Below are 16,459 nucleotides of genomic sequence, written 5' to 3'. Positions count from 1 at the left end.
CCTGATACACCGTCATCGCAGGCAAGCCAGCTCCCACCCTTGATTCATGTTGGCAGCTAGATCTCCAGCAGAGCGCCCAGTTCGCGTTCCAGCTCTTGCTCATCACCCAGGTTCAGCTCTACAAAGCGCCGCAAATGGCTGATCGAGTCCAGATCAATGTGCTTGCATACAAAGCCCAATTGACCCTGATCTTCATGGGTCAGCCGCGCTTGCATCTTTATATGCGTCTTCTGGTCCAGGCGTATGTCGACGTCAAAGGGCAGCGCTTTATTTCCCTTCCAGTCGTCAGGCCGTTCCACCAGTAAACCCTTGAGTGATAGATCCAGCAGTTTCACCGGCGATTCGCTGCCGTTTTGCCGAAGTTCGGCCGTGGCATCAAAGGCAATCCGGCGAAAACGGCGACGTTCAGACGCATGCTCGGTCATGGTAAAACCCTCTGTGAATGGGGGGAGTGTAGCCCGGGGCCATCAAGGGGCGATTATTTCGGCTTTTTTTACCGGTTGAAGGCTCTAGACCAACGTAGGGGGCTGGTCTTTAAGGCCAGTAGCGCTAAACTCGGGCTGGCTGTCCTTTCTGTCCACCCTGGCTGGAATATAAAAATGAAAAATAATAATAGCCTGCTACGCCACTTACCCTGGCTGGTGCTGGCAATTGTAGGAGCGTGCGCCCTGGGCGTAGTGGCCTTGCGCCGCGGCGAGGCGATCAACGCCTTGTGGATTGTGGTCGCTGCAGTGGCCATCTACCTGGTTGCGTACCGTTACTACAGTCTGTTCATCGCCAACAACGTGATGCAACTCGACCCTCGGCGGGCAACCCCTGCGGTGGTCAACAACGATGGTCTGGACTATGTACCGACCAACAAACACATTCTTTTCGGTCACCACTTTGCGGCGATTGCCGGTGCAGGCCCGTTGGTCGGCCCGGTGCTGGCGGCGCAAATGGGCTATCTGCCCGGTACCCTGTGGCTGATTGCCGGGGTGGTGCTGGCCGGTGCGGTGCAAGACTTTATGGTCCTGTTCCTGTCCACTCGTCGCAATGGCCGTTCCCTGGGGGACATGGTTCGCGAAGAGATGGGCCGCATTCCCGGAACCATCGCGCTGTTCGGCTGCTTCCTGATCATGATCATCATCCTCGCGGTGCTGGCGCTGATCGTGGTCAAGGCCCTGGCCGAGAGCCCATGGGGCATCTTCACGGTGATGGCGACCATCCCGATCGCGATGTTCATGGGCATCTACATGCGCTACATCCGCCCGGGCCGCATCGGTGAAATCTCGATCATCGGCGTGCTGTTGCTGCTGGGTTCGATCTGGCTGGGCGGGCAGATTGCCGCTGATCCAGTGTGGGCCAAGGCGTTCACTTTCACCGGTATCCAAATCACCTGGATGCTGATCGGCTACGGCTTCGTGGCTGCTGTGCTGCCGGTGTGGCTGATCCTGGCGCCCCGCGACTACCTGTCGACGTTCCTGAAAATCGGCACCATCATCGCCCTGGCGATTGGCATTCTGGTCACCATGCCTGACCTGAAAATGCCGGCACTCACCCAGTTCATCGACGGCACCGGCCCGGTGTGGAAGGGCGGCCTGTTCCCGTTCCTGTTCATCACCATCGCTTGTGGCGCGGTCTCGGGCTTCCACGCGCTGATCTCTTCGGGCACCACGCCCAAGTTGCTCGCCAGTGAAAGCCATGCCCGTTACATCGGTTACGGCGGCATGCTGATGGAGTCGTTCGTGGCCATCATGGCGATGGTTGCCGCCTCGGTGATCGAGCCTGGCGTGTACTTCGCCATGAACAGCCCGGCTGCCATTGTCGGCACCGACGTGGTTACCGTGGCGCAGACGGTCAGCAGTTGGGGCTTTGCCATTACGCCTGAGGCGCTCTCTGCCGTGGCCCACGATATCGGTGAAACCACCATCCTGGCGCGTGCCGGCGGTGCGCCGACGTTGGCGGTGGGTATCGCGCAGATCCTGCACAGTGTGCTGCCGGGTGAAAACACCATGGCGTTCTGGTACCACTTTGCGATCCTGTTCGAAGCGCTGTTCATCCTCACGGCCGTGGACGCCGGCACCCGTGCCGGTCGCTTCATGCTGCAGGACCTGCTGGGTTCGTTCGTGCCGGCGCTCAAACGCACCGAGTCCTGGACCGCCAACCTGATCGCGACGGCCGGTTGTGTGGCGATGTGGGGTTACCTGCTGTACCAAGGTGTGATCGACCCGCTGGGTGGGATCAATACCTTGTGGCCGCTGTTCGGTATCTCCAACCAGATGCTGGCGGGTATCGCGTTGATGCTGGCAACCGTTGTGCTGATCAAAATGAAACGCCAGCGCTACATCTGGGTGACCATGTTGCCGGCGGTGTGGCTGTTGATCTGCACCACCACGGCAGGCTTCATCAAGCTGTTCGACGCCAACCCGGCGATCGGCTTCCTGTCGTTGGCCAAGAAATACAGCGATGCCCTGGCTAACGGCCAGATCCTGGCCCCGGCCAAGAGCATCGACCAGATGCAGCACGTGATCTGGAACGCCTACACCAACGCAACGCTGACGGCGCTGTTCCTGTTCGTGGTGTTCAGCATCCTGTTCTATGCGCTGAAGGTGGGTGTCGCCGCCTGGGGCAACAAAGAGCGTACGGATAAAGAAGCCCCGTTCCAGGCTGTACCGGACGCGTAAACGAGGATTGCAAACATGTTCAATGACATCAGTCGCCTCGGTAAATACCTCGGTCAGGCCGCCCGCCTGATGGTCGGCATGCCCGACTACGACACCTACGTCGAGCATATGCAAACCAAACACCCGGACAAGCCGGTGATGGACTACAAGGCGTTCTTCCGGGAACGCCAGGAAGCCCGTTACGGCGGCAAGGGTGGGCCCAAGTGCTGCTAGCCTGGTAACGCGGGCCAATGCAATATGCCTGTGGGAGCAGGGCTTTCTGTGGGAGCTGGCTTGCCTGCGATAGCATCACCTCGGTCTGACGCAAGCACCGAGTTGTCTGCATCGCAGGCAAGCCAGCTCCCACAGGGGCCTTTGCTCCCACATTTGTTTCTGTTTTTCTTCAAGGAGAATCTCTTGTCCTCTCCCATCCCCGTCACCATCCTCAGTGGCTTTCTCGGCGCCGGCAAGACCACCTTGCTGCGCCACCTGCTCAAAGCCGAGCACGGCTTGAAAATCGCCGTGATCGAAAACGAATTCAGTGACGCCGGTATCGACACCCAACTGCTGGGCGACGAGCCGGTGCAAGTGATGACCCTGTCCAACGGCTGCGTGTGCTGCACCATTCACACCGACCTGACCAAAGCCCTGTACCTGCTGCTGGAACGCCTGGACAGCGGCGAGATCGCCTTCGACCGGCTGGTGATCGAATGCACCGGCCTGGCCGACCCGGCGCCGGTGGCCCAGACCTTCTTCATCGACGAAGAACTGCGCGAGCGCTATATCCTCGACGGCATCATCACCCTGGTGGATGCGGCCCACGCCGAGCATCACCTGACCCAGACCATCGCCCAGGCCCAGATTGGCTTTGCCGACCGCCTGCTGGTGAGCAAGCGCGACCTGGTGGACGATGCCGCCTTCGAGGCCCTCAGCCAGCGCCTCACCCGCATCAACCGCCGTGCGCCGATTCGTGTGGTGGACCACGGCAAGATTGACCTGGCCGAGTTGCTGGATGTGCGCGGCTTCAACCTCAACGCCGGCATGAGCCTGCGCCCGGTGAATGCAGCGCCTTCGGTCGACCGCATTTCCAGCCTGGTACTGCGCACCGACCAGCCGCTGGATATCGACCGCCTCAGCGAGTTCATGAACGAACTGCTGGAAGATCATGGCAAGCAACTGCTGCGCTACAAAGGTGTGTTGAATATTGCCGGGGAAGACCGGCGCATGGTGTTCCAGGGCGTGCTGAAGCTCTATGGCTTCGACTGGGATACCGAATGGGCCGAGGGCGAAGTGCGCGAAAGTGTCATTGTGTTTATTGCCGATGAGTTGCCCGAAGACAAAATTCGCCAAGGCTTTGAGCGGGTCTACCAATAAACCCGGCTTGAAATGCACTCCAATGTGGGAGCTGGCTTGCCTGCGATAGCGGTGGGGCAATCACTGATGGGCTGACTGCAAAACCGCCATCGCAGGCAAAGCCAGCTCCCACAGAAAACCCTGTTTCAAATTGAAATCGGCATAAAAAAGCCCGGCACAAAAGCCGGGCTTTTATTCAAGCAACTGCAGTTACGCGCCGTATACCGGCAGCTTCTTGCAGATGGCCTTGACCTTCTCACGTACCGCGTCGATCACGGCTTCGTTGTTCAGGTCTGCCAGGATGTCGCAGATCCAGCCTGCCAGTTCCTTGCACTCGGCTTCCTTGAAGCCACGGGTGGTCACTGCCGGAGTGCCGAAGCGCAGGCCGGAGGTGACGAACGGCGAACGTGGGTCGTTCGGCACGGAGTTTTTGTTCACGGTGATGAAGGCTTTGCCCAGGGCAGCGTCAGCATCTTTACCGGAAATGTCCTGCTTGATCAGCGACAGCAGGAACAAGTGGTTTTCGGTACCGCCGGACACCACGTCAAAACCGCGCTCGATGAACACGCTGGCCATGGTCTTGGCGTTCTTGACCACTTGCTGCTGGTAGGTCTTGAACTCAGGCTGCAGTGCTTCCTTGAAGCAGATCGCCTTGGCCGCGATCACGTGCTCCAGCGGGCCACCTTGGGCGCCCGGGAAAACGGCGGAGTTGAGCTTCTTCTCGATCTCGGCGTTGGCACGCGCCAGGATCAGGCCGCCACGTGGACCGCGCAGGGTCTTGTGGGTCGTGGTGGTGACCACGTCAGCGTAAGGCACTGGGTTGGGGTAAACGCCCGCAGCCACCAGACCGGCCACGTGGGCCATGTCCACGAACAGGTAGGCACCGACCTTGTCGGCGATTTCACGGAAACGTGGGAAGTCCAGGATCTGCGAGTAGGCAGAGAAACCGGCCACGATCATTTTTGGCTTGTGCTCGACCGCCAGGCGCTCGACTTCGTCGTAGTCGATCAGGCCGTTGGCATCGATACCGTACTGAACGGCGTTGTACAGCTTGCCGGAGGACGAAACCGTGGCGCCGTGGGTCAGGTGACCGCCGTGGGCCAGGCTCATGCCCAGAATGGTGTCGCCGCCTTGCAGCAGGGCCAGGTACACGGCGCTGTTGGCTTGGGAGCCGGCATGTGGCTGGACGTTGGCGTAATCGGCGCCGAACAGCTCTTTTGCACGGTCGATGGCCAACTGCTCAACCACGTCGACGTACTCGCAACCACCGTAGTAGCGCTTGCCTGGGTAGCCTTCGGCGTACTTGTTGGTCAGAACCGAACCTTGAGCCTCCATCACCGCAGGGCTGGTGTAGTTTTCCGAAGCGATCAGCTCAATGTGCTCTTCCTGGCGCACGGCTTCTTGCTCCATGGCGGCGAAGAGATCGGCGTCGTACTTGGCAATAGTCAAATCACGGCTGAACATGGCGGTCCTCAAGGATCGGGGGCAGAAAAGGAGGGCATTCTAACCCAATGGGTTTTAGATGGCATATGAAAGGACATCATGTCGCGGACAAGTGGTTTTCACTCAGCCCCTGATCGTTCCCACGCTCTGCGTGGGAATGCATCCCGTGGCGCTCTGCGTCACATTTAAAAGCGGACGCAGAGCGTCCAGAATTGCGTTCCCACGCGGAGCGTGGGAACGATCAGGGACGGCACTTTCAGTCAAACATGAACAGCGCATCATTACTGAACTGCACCTCAAACCGATTCGCCGGCATTGGCCGCCCGAACAGGTAGCCCTGCACCTCATCACAGCCATGCTCACGCAGGAAGTCCAACTGCTCATGGGTTTCCACCCCTTCGGCAATCACCGCCAGGTTCAGGCTGTGGGCCATGGCAATGATCGCCCGGGCAATCTGCGCGTCCTGCTCACCCGAGGGCAGGCCGTCGACGAAGGTGCGGTCGATCTTCAGCACATCGATGGGGAATTGCTTGAGGTAGTTGAGCGATGAATAGCCGGTGCCAAAGTCATCCACCGCGATGCTCAGGCCCAGGTTTTTCAGGCTGGCGAGGATCTGCAGGGCTTCGTTGACTTCACGCATCAGGATGCTTTCGGTCAGCTCCAGCTCCAGGCACGCCGGCGGCAGGCCGGTGTCCTTGAGGATGGTGGCGATGCGCGTGCCCAACTGGCCGTCGGAGAACTGCCGCGCCGAGATGTTCACTGAGACTTTCGGCACGCGCACCTTGTTCTGGTGCCAGGTCTTGAGCTGTCGACAGGCCTCGCCAATCACCCAGTCGCCCACATCCACCACCAGCCCGAGCTCTTCCAATACGGGGATGAAATCCCCAGGCGGCACCAGCCCGCGACGCGGGTGGCGCCAGCGCAGCAGGGCTTCGGCGCCGGTCAGGCGTTTGCCGTCGCCGCTGAATTGCGGCTGGTAATAGAGCACGAATTCGTTCTGGTCCAAGGCGTGGCGCAGGTCGCTTTCCAGCTCCAGGCGCTCCAGGGCGCTGGCGTTCATGTCGGCCTGGTAGAACTGGAAGTTGTTCTTGCCGCGTTCTTTAGCGTGATACATCGCCGTGTCGGCGTTTTTCATCAATTGGCTCAGCTCGTTGCCGTCTTGCGGGCTCAGGGCGATGCCGATACTGGCGGTCACGAAGAATTCGCGGCCCTCCAGCACAAAGGGTTTGACCAGGCTGGCGAGGATCTGCTCGGCCACATGGATCGCACGGTTCAGCGCCATTTCACGGCTGACTCGCGGTTGCAGGAGCAAAGTGAATTCGTCGCCGCCCATACGCGCCACGGTGTCGTCCTCGGCCACACAGCCGAGCAGGCGCGTGGCCATTTCCTTGAGCATACGGTCGCCGGCGGCGTGGCCGAGGGAGTCGTTGATCGGCTTAAAGCGGTCAAGGTCGAGGAACATCAGCACCACCCACGACTTCTGCCGTTCGGCGGACTGCAACGCGGTGTGCAGGCGGTCCTGGAACAGGGTGCGGTTGGGCAGGTGGGTCAGGGCGTCGTAGTAGGCCAGACGGTGGATGCGCTGCTCACTGGCCTTGCGCTCGCTGATATCGCTGAAGAAACACACGTAGCTGGCCAGGTCGCCTTCATCGTCGAACACCGCGGTAATGCCCACCCAGGCCGGGTAATGCTCGCCATTGCGGCGCTTGAGCCACACTTCACCTTCCCAGGTGCTGTGCTGATGCAGCTGTTTGAGTACATAACGCAGATGGGCTTCCTGCTGCTCGTCGACGGTGAGCATGTTCGGCAATTGGTCGAGCACATCCGCCACTTCATAGCCGCTGACCCGGCTGAACGCCTCGTTGGCCTGCACGATGTAGCCGGCCGGGTCGGTGATCAGGATCGCCGAGGTGGAATGTTCGAACACCGTGGCCGCCATGCGCAGGTCTTTTTCGGCGCGGCGTTGCTGGCTGATATCGCGGCCCACGCCGAGGATGCCTTCAAACCCGCCATGCTCATCCCACACCAGCACCAGGCGCAGTTCTATCGGCACCTTGCGCCCGTCGGCGCGCAGGCAGTCGAACAGAAACAGTTGGGTCTGGACTTCATCGCGCAAGGTGTTCAAGGCGTCGGGGTTGCCGAGGGCGCGGCTGACCTGTTCCATCAGGTTGTAGATGCCGGTCAACTGCTGAGGGTTGGCAACGATCGACTGCCAGCCGTTCTTGAACACCCAGTCCACGTCATAGCCCAGCACGGTGTTGACCGATGGGCTGATGTAGTTGAGGGCCAGTTGGCTGTCGGTGGAGCAGATCACGTCGCTGATGCTTTCGGCCAGCATCCGGTAGCGCTGTTCACTGTCGCGCAGCGATTCACTGGCCTCGATCTGGTCGGTGATGTCCTTGGCCACGCCGATGATACGGGTGACCACTGTGGACGTATCGCGGGCCAGGGCCTGTTCGCGGATATCGAAGCGGCGCCACTGGTTATTGCGGTGACGAAAGCGCAGTTGGCAGTGCAGTTGGGTGGTGTAAGCGGCTTGGCGTTGCTGCTGGCGCAAGTCGTGGTAATGCTCGGCGTCTTCGGGGTGCAGCAGGATTTCCCAGAAGTACTCACCCATCTGCTGCAGTTCGGCCTTGTTGTAGCCCAGGGTGTGGCCCAGATGGTGGTTGCTGAAAATCATGCGCTGGCTGATCACGTCTTGCACATACAGGTGATCGGGCACCGTGCGCACCACATCCGACCAGAAGCTTTCACGCTCCACCAGCGACAGCTCGATCAGCTTGCGGCTGGTGATGTCGCTGATGCTGAGGATCACCGCCTTGACGTCATCTTGCTGCTCCGGCAAACGCATCACCAGCCACAGGTACTGTTCGTTGCCGGCCACGTCGTTGAGCTGGATTTCCAGTTCCAGCTGCTTTTGCCGGGTCAGTACGGCTTCCAGCACCTGATAGCCGATGGACGTGGCATTGCGCGGGCAATCGTCGATCAGGCGTTCCCAGGCCTGCTCGCAGGACGCGACGTTCAGCAGGCGCACGGCCATCTGGTTGACCTCGGTGACGCGCAACTCCTTGAGCAGTTGCTTGCGCTGCGTGGGGTTGGCCTGCAACCAGGCGTGCAACTGCTCGCGGCTTTGCACCTGGGTTTTGTCGCAAAACGCCTTGAGCCCCGACAGGTCCAGCACGCACAAGGCCACGCCGGTGCCTTCGAAGATGTCCTGATAGCGCCGCCGGCCTTCATTCACCTGGCGTTGGCGGCGGCGCATGTTGAGCAGCACGATCACCGGGATCAGCGAAAACGCCAGGCCGAGCAGGCACTTGCCGATAAAGGCCGGCAGCAGTTGCTCCAGCACCGCACTGCGGTCAAACATGCCGCGCAGTTGCCAGTCGCTTTTGCTCAACGGCGTGACCAGCACGCTGCGGTTCAATTCTTCCGGCGTCAGGGCGCCGGACCACTGCGCCGGCATTCCGCTGTCACGGCTGACCACACGATGGTTCAGGCTGTTCTCGATCGCCCACATCGGGCGCTGGCCCTGGACATCCTGGCGCGTGAGGTTGGCCAGATAATTGGGCGCCAGGCGCAAGGCCCAGTACACCTTGGAGCCACCGCTGGGTTGGTGCAGCAACAGATAGATGACCGTGCCGTCATTGTCGTTGCTCAGGTAGTAGGACTGGGCGTGACTGCGCTTGACCAGGTCTTCGAGCAGGGCACTGTCTTGGCTGCCTTCGGCGGTGTCGCTGATCAGTGCGCCGCTGGGGGCGAGCAGGGCGAAGCTGCGCAGGTCTGGCAACGAGCGCTGCAGGGAGCGCATCAAGGCCTGTTGCTGTTCGGAAGTGCGCGGTGGTTCGAGGATGGGCAGCAGGTTCAGGGCGATCTGCGCGCTCAGGGCCATGTTCTGGCTGATCTGCTCAGCCAGGTCGGCGCTGTAGTCGATGGTGTATTGCTGTTGGTTTTTCTGGTTTTGCTGCAATTGGTCAAGCAGTTGCCAGAACAACAAGGCGAGCAACAGCAGGACAAGCGTCGCCAACGCGCCTTTCAAGGTGCCGTGCAGGGGCGCTCCCGGCGCAATATGAGCGGCGCGCAAGGGCGTGGGCGGCGTGACGTTGGACAAACTGTGATCCTGCGGTTTGGCTGGACTGGCGCGCGACGTGCACTATAAGCCGGACGCCCGAAGGGCGGCTAGCATGCCTTGAGTTGTGGCAAAGTGCCAGTCCTGCCTGGCTGGACTGCCCCAGCGCATTCAGGTAGCTTTGCCGGTTACGCGGGGGCGTTCCAGCCCCAGACATTCAGGCTTTTTTTGCTCGCTGGCATTGATGATAGTCAAAGGCCCGCGCGGCGCATGGCCTGGCACGGGCTTCGTCCGCTTAATTCATCAGTCACTGACGCTAGGTTCACCATGGCTCAATACGTCTTCACCATGCATCGGCTGGGAAAAGTTGTTCCGCCGAAGCGGGAAATCCTGAAAAACATTTCGCTGTCCTTCTTCCCTGGCGCCAAGATCGGCGTGCTCGGCCTCAACGGTTCGGGTAAGTCTACCCTGCTGAAAATCATGGCGGGCGTCGACACCGAGTTCGAAGGCGAAGCCCGCCCGATGCCGGAGCTGAACATCGGTTACCTGCCGCAAGAGCCGATCCTGGACCCGACCAAGACCGTGCGTGAAGTGGTCGAAGAAGCCGTCAGCGTGATCAAGGACGCCCAGGCCCGCCTCGATGAGGTGTACGCCGCCTACGCCGAACCGGATGCCGACTTCGACAAACTGGCCGCTGAACAGGCCAAGCTCGAAGCGATCCTGCAGGCGGGCGATGGTCACAACCTGGAGCGCCAACTGGAAGTCGCCGCCGATGCGCTGCGCCTGCCAGCCTGGGACGCCAAGGTCGAGCACCTGTCCGGTGGTGAGAAGCGCCGTGTGGCCCTGTGCCGCCTGCTGCTGTCGGCCCCTGACATGCTGCTGCTCGACGAACCGACCAACCACCTGGACGCCGATTCCGTCGCCTGGCTGGAGCATTTCCTCCACGATTTCCCGGGCACCGTGGTTGCGATCACGCACGACCGTTATTTCCTGGACAACGTCGCCGGCTGGATCCTGGAGCTCGACCGCGGCGCCGGTATCCCTTACGAGGGCAACTACTCCGGTTGGCTGGAAGCCAAGTCCGACCGTCTGGCCGCCGAATCCAAGCAGCAATCGGCCCACGAAAAAGCCATGAAGGAAGAACTGGAGTGGGTGCGCAAAGGCGCCAAGGCCCGCCAGTCCAAATCCAAGGCTCGTCTGCAACGCTTTGAAGAAATGCAGTCGCAGGAATTCCAGAAGCGCAGCGAAACCAACGAGATCTACATCCCGGCCGGCCCGCGCCTGGGTGACAAGGTCATCGAGTTCAAGAACGTGACCAAAGGCTATGGCGACCGTGTGCTGATCGACAACCTGTCGTTCGCCATGCCAAAAGGCGCGATCGTCGGCGTTATCGGTGGTAACGGTGCGGGTAAATCCACGCTGTTCCGCATGCTGATGGGCAAGGAAACCCCGGACTCGGGCAGCATCGAGATCGGCGACACCGTGCAGTTGGCCTGTGTGGACCAGAGCCGCGACGACCTTGACGGCAGCAAGACGGTGTTCCAGCAGATCTCCGACGGTTCCGACCAGATCCGCATCGGCAACTATGAAATCCCGTCGCGCACCTACGTCGGTCGTTTCAATTTCAAGGGCGGCGACCAGCAGAAGTTCGTCAAGGACCTGTCCGGTGGTGAGCGTGGTCGCTTGCACCTGGCCCTGACCCTGAAAGAGGGCGGCAACGTCCTGCTGCTCGACGAACCGTCCAACGACCTCGACGTTGAAACCCTGCGTTCCCTGGAAGAAGCCCTGCTGGACTTCCCGGGCGCCGCCATTGTGATCTCTCACGATCGGTGGTTCCTTGACCGCGTCGCGACCCACATCCTGGCGTACGAAGATGACTCCCAAGCGGTGTTCTTCGAAGGCAACTACACCGAGTACGAAGCCGACCGTAAGAAGCGCTTGGGTGAGGCCGCTGCCCAGCCGCACCGTGTGCGTCACAAAAAGCTGGCCTGATGCTGCAATAGCCGCAGCAGCCTGTTGAAAAAATACCCCTCACGCAGGGGTATTTTTTTGCCCCCGTTATGCCGGAAGCGTCGTGGGCGCCAGGGCCGGGCGGCTGCGCAGCAATTCTTCGACCACCCCCATAAACGCCTCGACCAACAGTGAGCGTGACTGCGAGCGTGTGAGTATCAGCAGGTGTACCCAGGCTTCGGGGTCTGCCAAGGGGCGGTAGACCACGCCTTCCCTGGCCAGGGTGCGGGTGCACTGGGGCACGAGCGAGACACCTTGGCCTGCCGCCACCAGGGCGATGATCGAGGTGATCTGGCGCCCCGCTGGGCCCGGGCGCAGCGCCAGGCCGCGGCGTTGATACAGGTGCTCGATGGAGCCGTTGAGGCCCGAACCGTAATCGCTGGGAAACAGAATCAACGGGTACTCACTGAGCTGGGCGAGGGTGACTTCGCTCTGCTCCGCCAGCGGGTTGTCGCTGCAAAGCGCCGCCACCAGCGGTTCTTGCCCCAACGACAAAGCCTCGACGCCGGTTTGCCCGGCCTCCGGCAGCAGGCGGCTCATGCCGACGTCGATGCGCCCGTCCAGCACGTGCGTGTGCAGGCTGCCGGAAGCGCTCTCTACCAGGGTCAGTTGCACATCGGGAAAACGCTGGGCGAAGGCTTGCAGGGTTTGGCTGAAGAGTTCCGACAACGCGATCGAGCTGGCATAGCCTACGACCAGTTGGCCGGTCGAGCCGGCAGCCAGCTTGGCGGCGATGTCTTGTGCAAGCCTGGCGTGCTCCAGCGCCGCGCGGGCATAGGGCAAAAAGTGCTGGCCCTGGGCAGTCAGTGTGACCGTGCGGCTGGTGCGGTCGAACAGGCGAAAGCCAAGCTCGGTTTCCAGGGCCGAGATCTGCCGCGTCAGGGGCGGCTGGGCAAGGTGCAGGCGCTGGGCCGCACGGCCGAAGTGCAGCTCTTCGGCGACCGTCAGGAAGTAACGTAACTTGCGTAGATCAAGCATTCTGTTTCCTGGGTATTGATCGGTCCGAATTCGGTATTGGTGTTCCCTGCGCTGGGTATTCTATAAACATCCTCGACTATAAGACGAGAGGTCACATGAACCCGCGCATGCATCACGCCCGCTTCGCCGTGTTCCTGTGTGGCTGTGCGGCGTTTCTGAATCTCTATGCGACACAGAGCATCCTGCCTGCGTTTGCCGAAAGCTTCCAGGTGAGCGCCCGGCAGGCAGGGTGGAGCATCACGGTGACCACGCTGGCCGTGGCGCTGACCGCGCCGTTTGTCGGGCGCCTGACCGGACGTTTCGAGCAACGCACCGTGATTGCCGTGGCCGCGTTGCTGCTGGCGCTGCCGACGCTGCTGACCGCCTATGTGGACGGCTTTGCCGAGCTGCTGGTGTGGCGTTTTGTCGAAGGGATGTTGATCCCCGTGGTGTTCGCCACCAGCGTGGCCTACATCGGCGATCGCTGGCGTGCGGCCACCGTCACCGAGATCACCAGTTTGTACGTCGCGGGTACGGTGCTCGGCGGGTTTGCCGGGCGCTTTGTCTCGGGTGTCATGACCCAATATGTGGGCTGGCGCGAAGCCTTCGAACTGTTGGCGGTGATCAGTCTGCTGGTCGGCCTGCTGATTGTGTGGCTGTTGCCGGCCAATCCGGTGGCACGGCCCGGCGTCGCGGCCGTGGGCACGCACGGGGTGCGCCGGCTTCTGCGCAAACCCTTGCTGGCGGCCTATGGCGTCGGTTTCTGCGTGCTGTTCTCGCAAGTCGCAACCTTTACCTATGCCGGCCTGTATCTCAGCCAGGCCCCGTTCAACCTGGGCGCCGCCGCCTTGGGCACTTTGTATGCGGTGTTCCTGCTGGCGCTGGTGGTCATTCCTATTGCGGGGCGCTTGAGCAAATCGCGACCACAATCGCAGTTACTGACCGGCGCTGTGGCGCTCGGCATCTGTGGCTCGGCGCTGACATTGTTGCCGTCCCTGTGGCTGATCGTGCTGGGGCTGGCCCTGAGCTCGACCGGCGTATTCCTGGCGCAGGCATCCGCCAATGCGTATATCGCCACCACGGCAGGCCCTGACAAATCCGGCGCCGTGGGGCTGTACCTGACCGGCTATTACCTGGGCGGCAGCGCTGGCGCCGTGGTCCCGGCCATGCTCTGGAATCAATGGGGCTGGCCGGGCTGCGTGGCGTTGGTCGCAGGTTTTCAGCTGTTGTCGCTGGCGATTGCCCTGCTGGGCTGGAAACCGGTAACGCCCCAGGCCCTGATCGCCGGACAGCGCGGCAAGCCAGCCTGATTTTTCATCCAATAAAGGACTATGCATCTGTAACTGCACCACCGCTATCGCAGGCAAGCCAGCTCCCACATGACCGGTGTACTCGATCAAATGTGTGAGCTGGCTTGCCTGCGATAACGGCCTACCTGTTGGTGCAAAACTCAGAGTGAAATCCCCATTTAAGGGCAGAAAATGGGAGTTATTTATACTTGTTGCACCATTTAATTTCATAAAGGCGACATTTCGCCCTGTCGCGGTGCGAAACGAATTGATAAAGTCCGGCTCATTCTCTGTTTAACAACAATCAATTTGCCGAGACTTTTCATGACCGAATCCGTCGACTCCTTCCTTGCCCGCCTCAAGAAACGCGACCCGGACCAACCGGAATTCCACCAGGCTGTAGAAGAAGTCCTGCGCAGCCTGTGGCCCTTTCTTGAAGCCAACCCCCGTTATCTGACCTCGGGCATCCTGGAGCGCATCTGCGAGCCGGAGCGCGCCATCACCTTCCGGGTATCGTGGGTGGATGATCACGGCAAGGTTCAGGTCAATCGCGGTTTCCGTATCCAGATGAACAGCGCCATTGGGCCCTACAAAGGCGGCTTGCGCTTTCACCCTTCGGTCAACCTGGGCGTGCTGAAATTCCTTGCCTTCGAACAGACCTTCAAGAACTCCCTGACCTCGCTGCCCATGGGCGGCGGCAAAGGCGGCTCGGACTTCGACCCCAAGGGCAAAAGCGACGCCGAAGTGATGCGCTTCTGCCAGGCGTTCATGAGCGAGCTGTACCGCCATATCGGTGCGGACGTGGACGTACCGGCCGGTGATATCGGTGTGGGCGCACGGGAAATCGGCTTCCTGTTCGGCCAGTACAAACGCCTGAGTAACCAATTCACCTCAGTGCTGACCGGCAAGGGCATGACCTACGGCGGCAGCCTGATCCGCCCGGAAGCCACTGGTTTTGGCTGTGTGTATTTCGCCGAGGAAATGCTCAAGCGCCAAGGCCAGCGCGTCGAAGGCAAGCGGGTGGCGGTGTCCGGCTCTGGCAACGTGGCGCAATACGCGGCGCGCAAAGTGATGGACCTGGGCGGCAAGGTGATTTCCCTGTCGGACTCCGAAGGCACCCTGTACGCCGAAAGCGGTTTGACCGAAGAACAATGGTCGGCGCTGCTGGAGTTGAAGAACGTACAGCGCGGGCGTATCAGTGAACTGGCCACACGTTTCGGCCTGGAGTTCCGCAAAGGCCAGACGCCTTGGGAGCTGGCCTGCGATATCGCGCTGCCCTGCGCCACCCAGAACGAACTCGACGCCGACGCTGCACGCACCCTGCTGCGCAACGGCTGCCTCTGCGTGGCCGAAGGCGCGAACATGCCGACCACGTTGGAGGCTGTGGATATCTTTATCGACGCGGGCATTCTGTTTGCGCCGGGCAAGGCGTCCAATGCCGGTGGTGTGGCGGTGAGCGGCCTGGAGATGTCGCAGAACGCCATGCGCCTGCTGTGGACTGCAGGGGAGGTGGACAGCAAGCTGCACAACATCATGCAGTCGATCCACCATGCCTGCGTGCATTACGGTGAAGAAAACGGCCGCATCAACTACGTCAAGGGCGCGAACATCGCGGGCTTCGTGAAAGTGGCTGACGCGATGCTGGCCCAGGGTATCGTCTAGGCCTCGGGTTCGATACGCAGCACTTCGATCAACTGATCGCCGGCGGGGCGCTGCCACAGCACCTCGTCGCCCACCTGGGCTCCCAACAAGGCACGGCCCAGGGGCGAGCCCCAGTTGATCAAGCCTGCGTTGGCATCGGCCTGGTCTTCACCGACCAACTGGATGCGCTGCTGTTCGTCCTGCTCGTTGGCGAACGTGACCCAACTCCCGATCTGTACCTTGTCGGTGGACGTGGCCGGCGCGACTACCTGAGCGCTTTGCACCCGTTGGTTGAAGTAACGCAGATCCCGCTCAAGGTCCGCCTGGCGCTGCTTATCGGCCTGCTCACCCTTGGCGGACTCGGCACTGTACTCAAGCTGCATTTGCGCCACCTTGGCTTGCAACTGTGCCAACCCTTGCGCGGTCAGGCGGTTAGGTTGCGCGCTGACCTGACGCTCCACCGGCTGATCAGCCTGGGCCGCGGCGTTATCTTCATTTACAAAAGCTCGGCTCATGGCGTTCTCCTTCCTATGGAAGTTGGGCCACGTTCGCGGGCTGATCGTTCCCACGCTCCGCGTGGGAACGCATCCTGTGACGCTCCGCGTCACGACCTCGCGAGCGGACGCGGAGCGTCCAGGGCGGCATTCCCACGCGGAGCGTGGGAACGATCAGCGTCGATCAGCGCGAGCGATAGGCTTTGGCAGCGTCGCGATCTTTTTCCTGCTGCCAATCGTGTTCGCGGTCGTCCCTGCGGTTTTCCTCGTAGTCACGCAATTCCTGATTCTCGCGCATGGCCTTGCACTGACGAAACCCGTCTTCCCAACCTTCGGCGTATGGCCGGTCTTTCAGATAGCGCGGCACATTCTTGCGAAACTCTCCGGTAATCACCCCAGCGGCCTGGCGCCCGCTGCTGCAACCGTCGTCAAAACCGTCGGCGAAGGCCGGTGGATAACCTTTGGCCAGTAATTCCTGATGGGTTGACTGGCAACCCGACAACCCCACCACAGCGCACAGCATGACCGCATACCGCCACATGGCGTACTCCCTGGCCGTTT

12 protein-coding genes are annotated in these 16,459 nt (G+C 61.1%); 6 read left to right on the top strand and 6 right to left on the bottom strand.

The features are described from left to right. Positions 1-56: 56 nt before the first annotated feature. Positions 57-425 carry a PilZ domain-containing protein gene (locus tag E1K68_RS23875; protein ID WP_212614748.1) on the bottom strand — a complete coding sequence of 123 codons (369 nt, stop codon included), beginning with the start codon at positions 423-425 and terminating at the stop codon, positions 57-59. A 174-nt stretch (positions 426-599) separates the two neighbouring features. On the opposite strand from E1K68_RS23875, the gene E1K68_RS23870 reads away from it, so the two are divergent. From E1K68_RS23870 to yjiA, 3 genes are all read left to right on the top strand, one after another. Further along, a complete protein-coding gene (locus E1K68_RS23870; RefSeq protein ID WP_003194310.1) occupies positions 600-2,666 on the top strand; it encodes a carbon starvation CstA family protein in 2,067 nt (688 codons plus the stop codon). Between the two features lie 15 nt (positions 2,667-2,681). Beyond that, on the top strand, positions 2,682-2,879 hold the full coding sequence (locus E1K68_RS23865) for a YbdD/YjiX family protein (protein ID WP_003194308.1): 198 nt from the start codon (positions 2,682-2,684) through the stop codon (positions 2,877-2,879). A gap of 183 nt (positions 2,880-3,062) precedes the next feature. Then, on the top strand, positions 3,063-4,019 hold the full coding sequence (yjiA, locus tag E1K68_RS23860; RefSeq protein ID WP_003194306.1) for a GTPase: 957 nt from the start codon (positions 3,063-3,065) through the stop codon (positions 4,017-4,019). Positions 4,020-4,208: 189 nt separating this feature from the next. Here yjiA and glyA read toward each other — a convergent pair whose 3' ends face one another. Further along, positions 4,209-5,462: a serine hydroxymethyltransferase gene (gene glyA / locus E1K68_RS23855; protein ID WP_003194304.1), complete on the bottom strand. Its 1,254-nt coding sequence runs from the start codon at positions 5,460-5,462 to the stop codon at positions 4,209-4,211. Between the two features lie 235 nt (positions 5,463-5,697). Further along, positions 5,698-9,549: a bifunctional diguanylate cyclase/phosphodiesterase gene (locus tag E1K68_RS23850; RefSeq protein ID WP_169856634.1), complete on the bottom strand. Its 3,852-nt coding sequence runs from the start codon at positions 9,547-9,549 to the stop codon at positions 5,698-5,700. Positions 9,550-9,834: 285 nt separating this feature from the next. Here E1K68_RS23850 and ettA point away from each other — a divergent pair, with 285 nt between their 5' ends. Next, the gene (gene ettA, locus E1K68_RS23845; RefSeq protein WP_003194297.1) at positions 9,835-11,499 is read left to right on the top strand and encodes an energy-dependent translational throttle protein EttA; all 1,665 of its coding nucleotides are present in this window, start codon (positions 9,835-9,837) and stop codon (positions 11,497-11,499) included. Positions 11,500-11,565: 66 nt separating this feature from the next. On the opposite strand, the gene E1K68_RS23840 is transcribed toward ettA, so the two are convergent. Continuing rightward, positions 11,566-12,495 (bottom strand): LysR family transcriptional regulator, encoded by a 930-nt coding sequence (locus E1K68_RS23840; protein WP_212614747.1) that lies wholly within the window; start codon positions 12,493-12,495, stop codon positions 11,566-11,568. Between the two features lie 95 nt (positions 12,496-12,590). On the opposite strand from E1K68_RS23840, the gene E1K68_RS23835 reads away from it, so the two are divergent. Next, positions 12,591-13,784, top strand: a complete 1,194-nt coding sequence (locus E1K68_RS23835) for an MFS transporter (protein WP_212614746.1) — start codon at positions 12,591-12,593, stop codon at positions 13,782-13,784. 303 nt (positions 13,785-14,087) lie between these two features. Beyond that, positions 14,088-15,425, top strand: coding sequence for an NADP-specific glutamate dehydrogenase (gene gdhA / locus E1K68_RS23830; protein ID WP_003194280.1), 1,338 nt, complete (start codon positions 14,088-14,090; stop codon positions 15,423-15,425). On the opposite strand, the gene E1K68_RS23825 is transcribed toward gdhA, so the two are convergent. Together E1K68_RS23825 and E1K68_RS23820 are read right to left on the bottom strand one after the other, a co-directional pair. Further along, a complete protein-coding gene (locus E1K68_RS23825; RefSeq protein WP_212614745.1) occupies positions 15,422-15,919 on the bottom strand; it encodes a GreA/GreB family elongation factor in 498 nt (165 codons plus the stop codon). The genes gdhA and E1K68_RS23825 overlap by 4 nt on opposite strands. Positions 15,920-16,082: 163 nt before the next feature. Further along, positions 16,083-16,439 (bottom strand): hypothetical protein, encoded by a 357-nt coding sequence (locus E1K68_RS23820; RefSeq protein WP_003194277.1) that lies wholly within the window; start codon positions 16,437-16,439, stop codon positions 16,083-16,085. Between the last annotated feature and the right edge of the window lie 20 nt (positions 16,440-16,459).

The organism is Pseudomonas sp. B2021 (assembly GCF_018135665.1).
Lineage (GTDB): Bacteria > Pseudomonadota > Gammaproteobacteria > Pseudomonadales > Pseudomonadaceae > Aquipseudomonas > Aquipseudomonas lactis.
Note: the sequence above shows the minus strand (reverse complement) of the source record. Positions and strands in the feature narration are given on the sequence as shown.

Bases quoted from the DNA above. Each gene is read 5' to 3' on its own strand.
- E1K68_RS23875 (WP_212614748.1), bottom strand. From the start codon at position 425: ATGACCGAGCATGCGTCTGAACGTCGCCGTTTTCGCCGGATTGCCTTT.
- E1K68_RS23870 (WP_003194310.1), top strand. From the start codon at position 600: ATGAAAAATAATAATAGCCTGCTACGCCACTTACCCTGGCTGGTGCTG.
- E1K68_RS23865 (WP_003194308.1), top strand. From the start codon at position 2,682: ATGTTCAATGACATCAGTCGCCTCGGTAAATACCTCGGTCAGGCCGCC.
- glyA (WP_003194304.1), bottom strand. From the start codon at position 5,462: ATGTTCAGCCGTGATTTGACTATTGCCAAGTACGACGCCGATCTCTTC.
- ettA (WP_003194297.1), top strand. From the start codon at position 9,835: ATGGCTCAATACGTCTTCACCATGCATCGGCTGGGAAAAGTTGTTCCG.
- E1K68_RS23840 (WP_212614747.1), bottom strand. From the start codon at position 12,495: ATGCTTGATCTACGCAAGTTACGTTACTTCCTGACGGTCGCCGAAGAG.
- E1K68_RS23835 (WP_212614746.1), top strand. From the start codon at position 12,591: ATGAACCCGCGCATGCATCACGCCCGCTTCGCCGTGTTCCTGTGTGGC.
- gdhA (WP_003194280.1), top strand. From the start codon at position 14,088: ATGACCGAATCCGTCGACTCCTTCCTTGCCCGCCTCAAGAAACGCGAC.
- E1K68_RS23825 (WP_212614745.1), bottom strand. From the start codon at position 15,919: ATGAGCCGAGCTTTTGTAAATGAAGATAACGCCGCGGCCCAGGCTGAT.
- E1K68_RS23820 (WP_003194277.1), bottom strand. From the start codon at position 16,439: ATGTGGCGGTATGCGGTCATGCTGTGCGCTGTGGTGGGGTTGTCGGGT.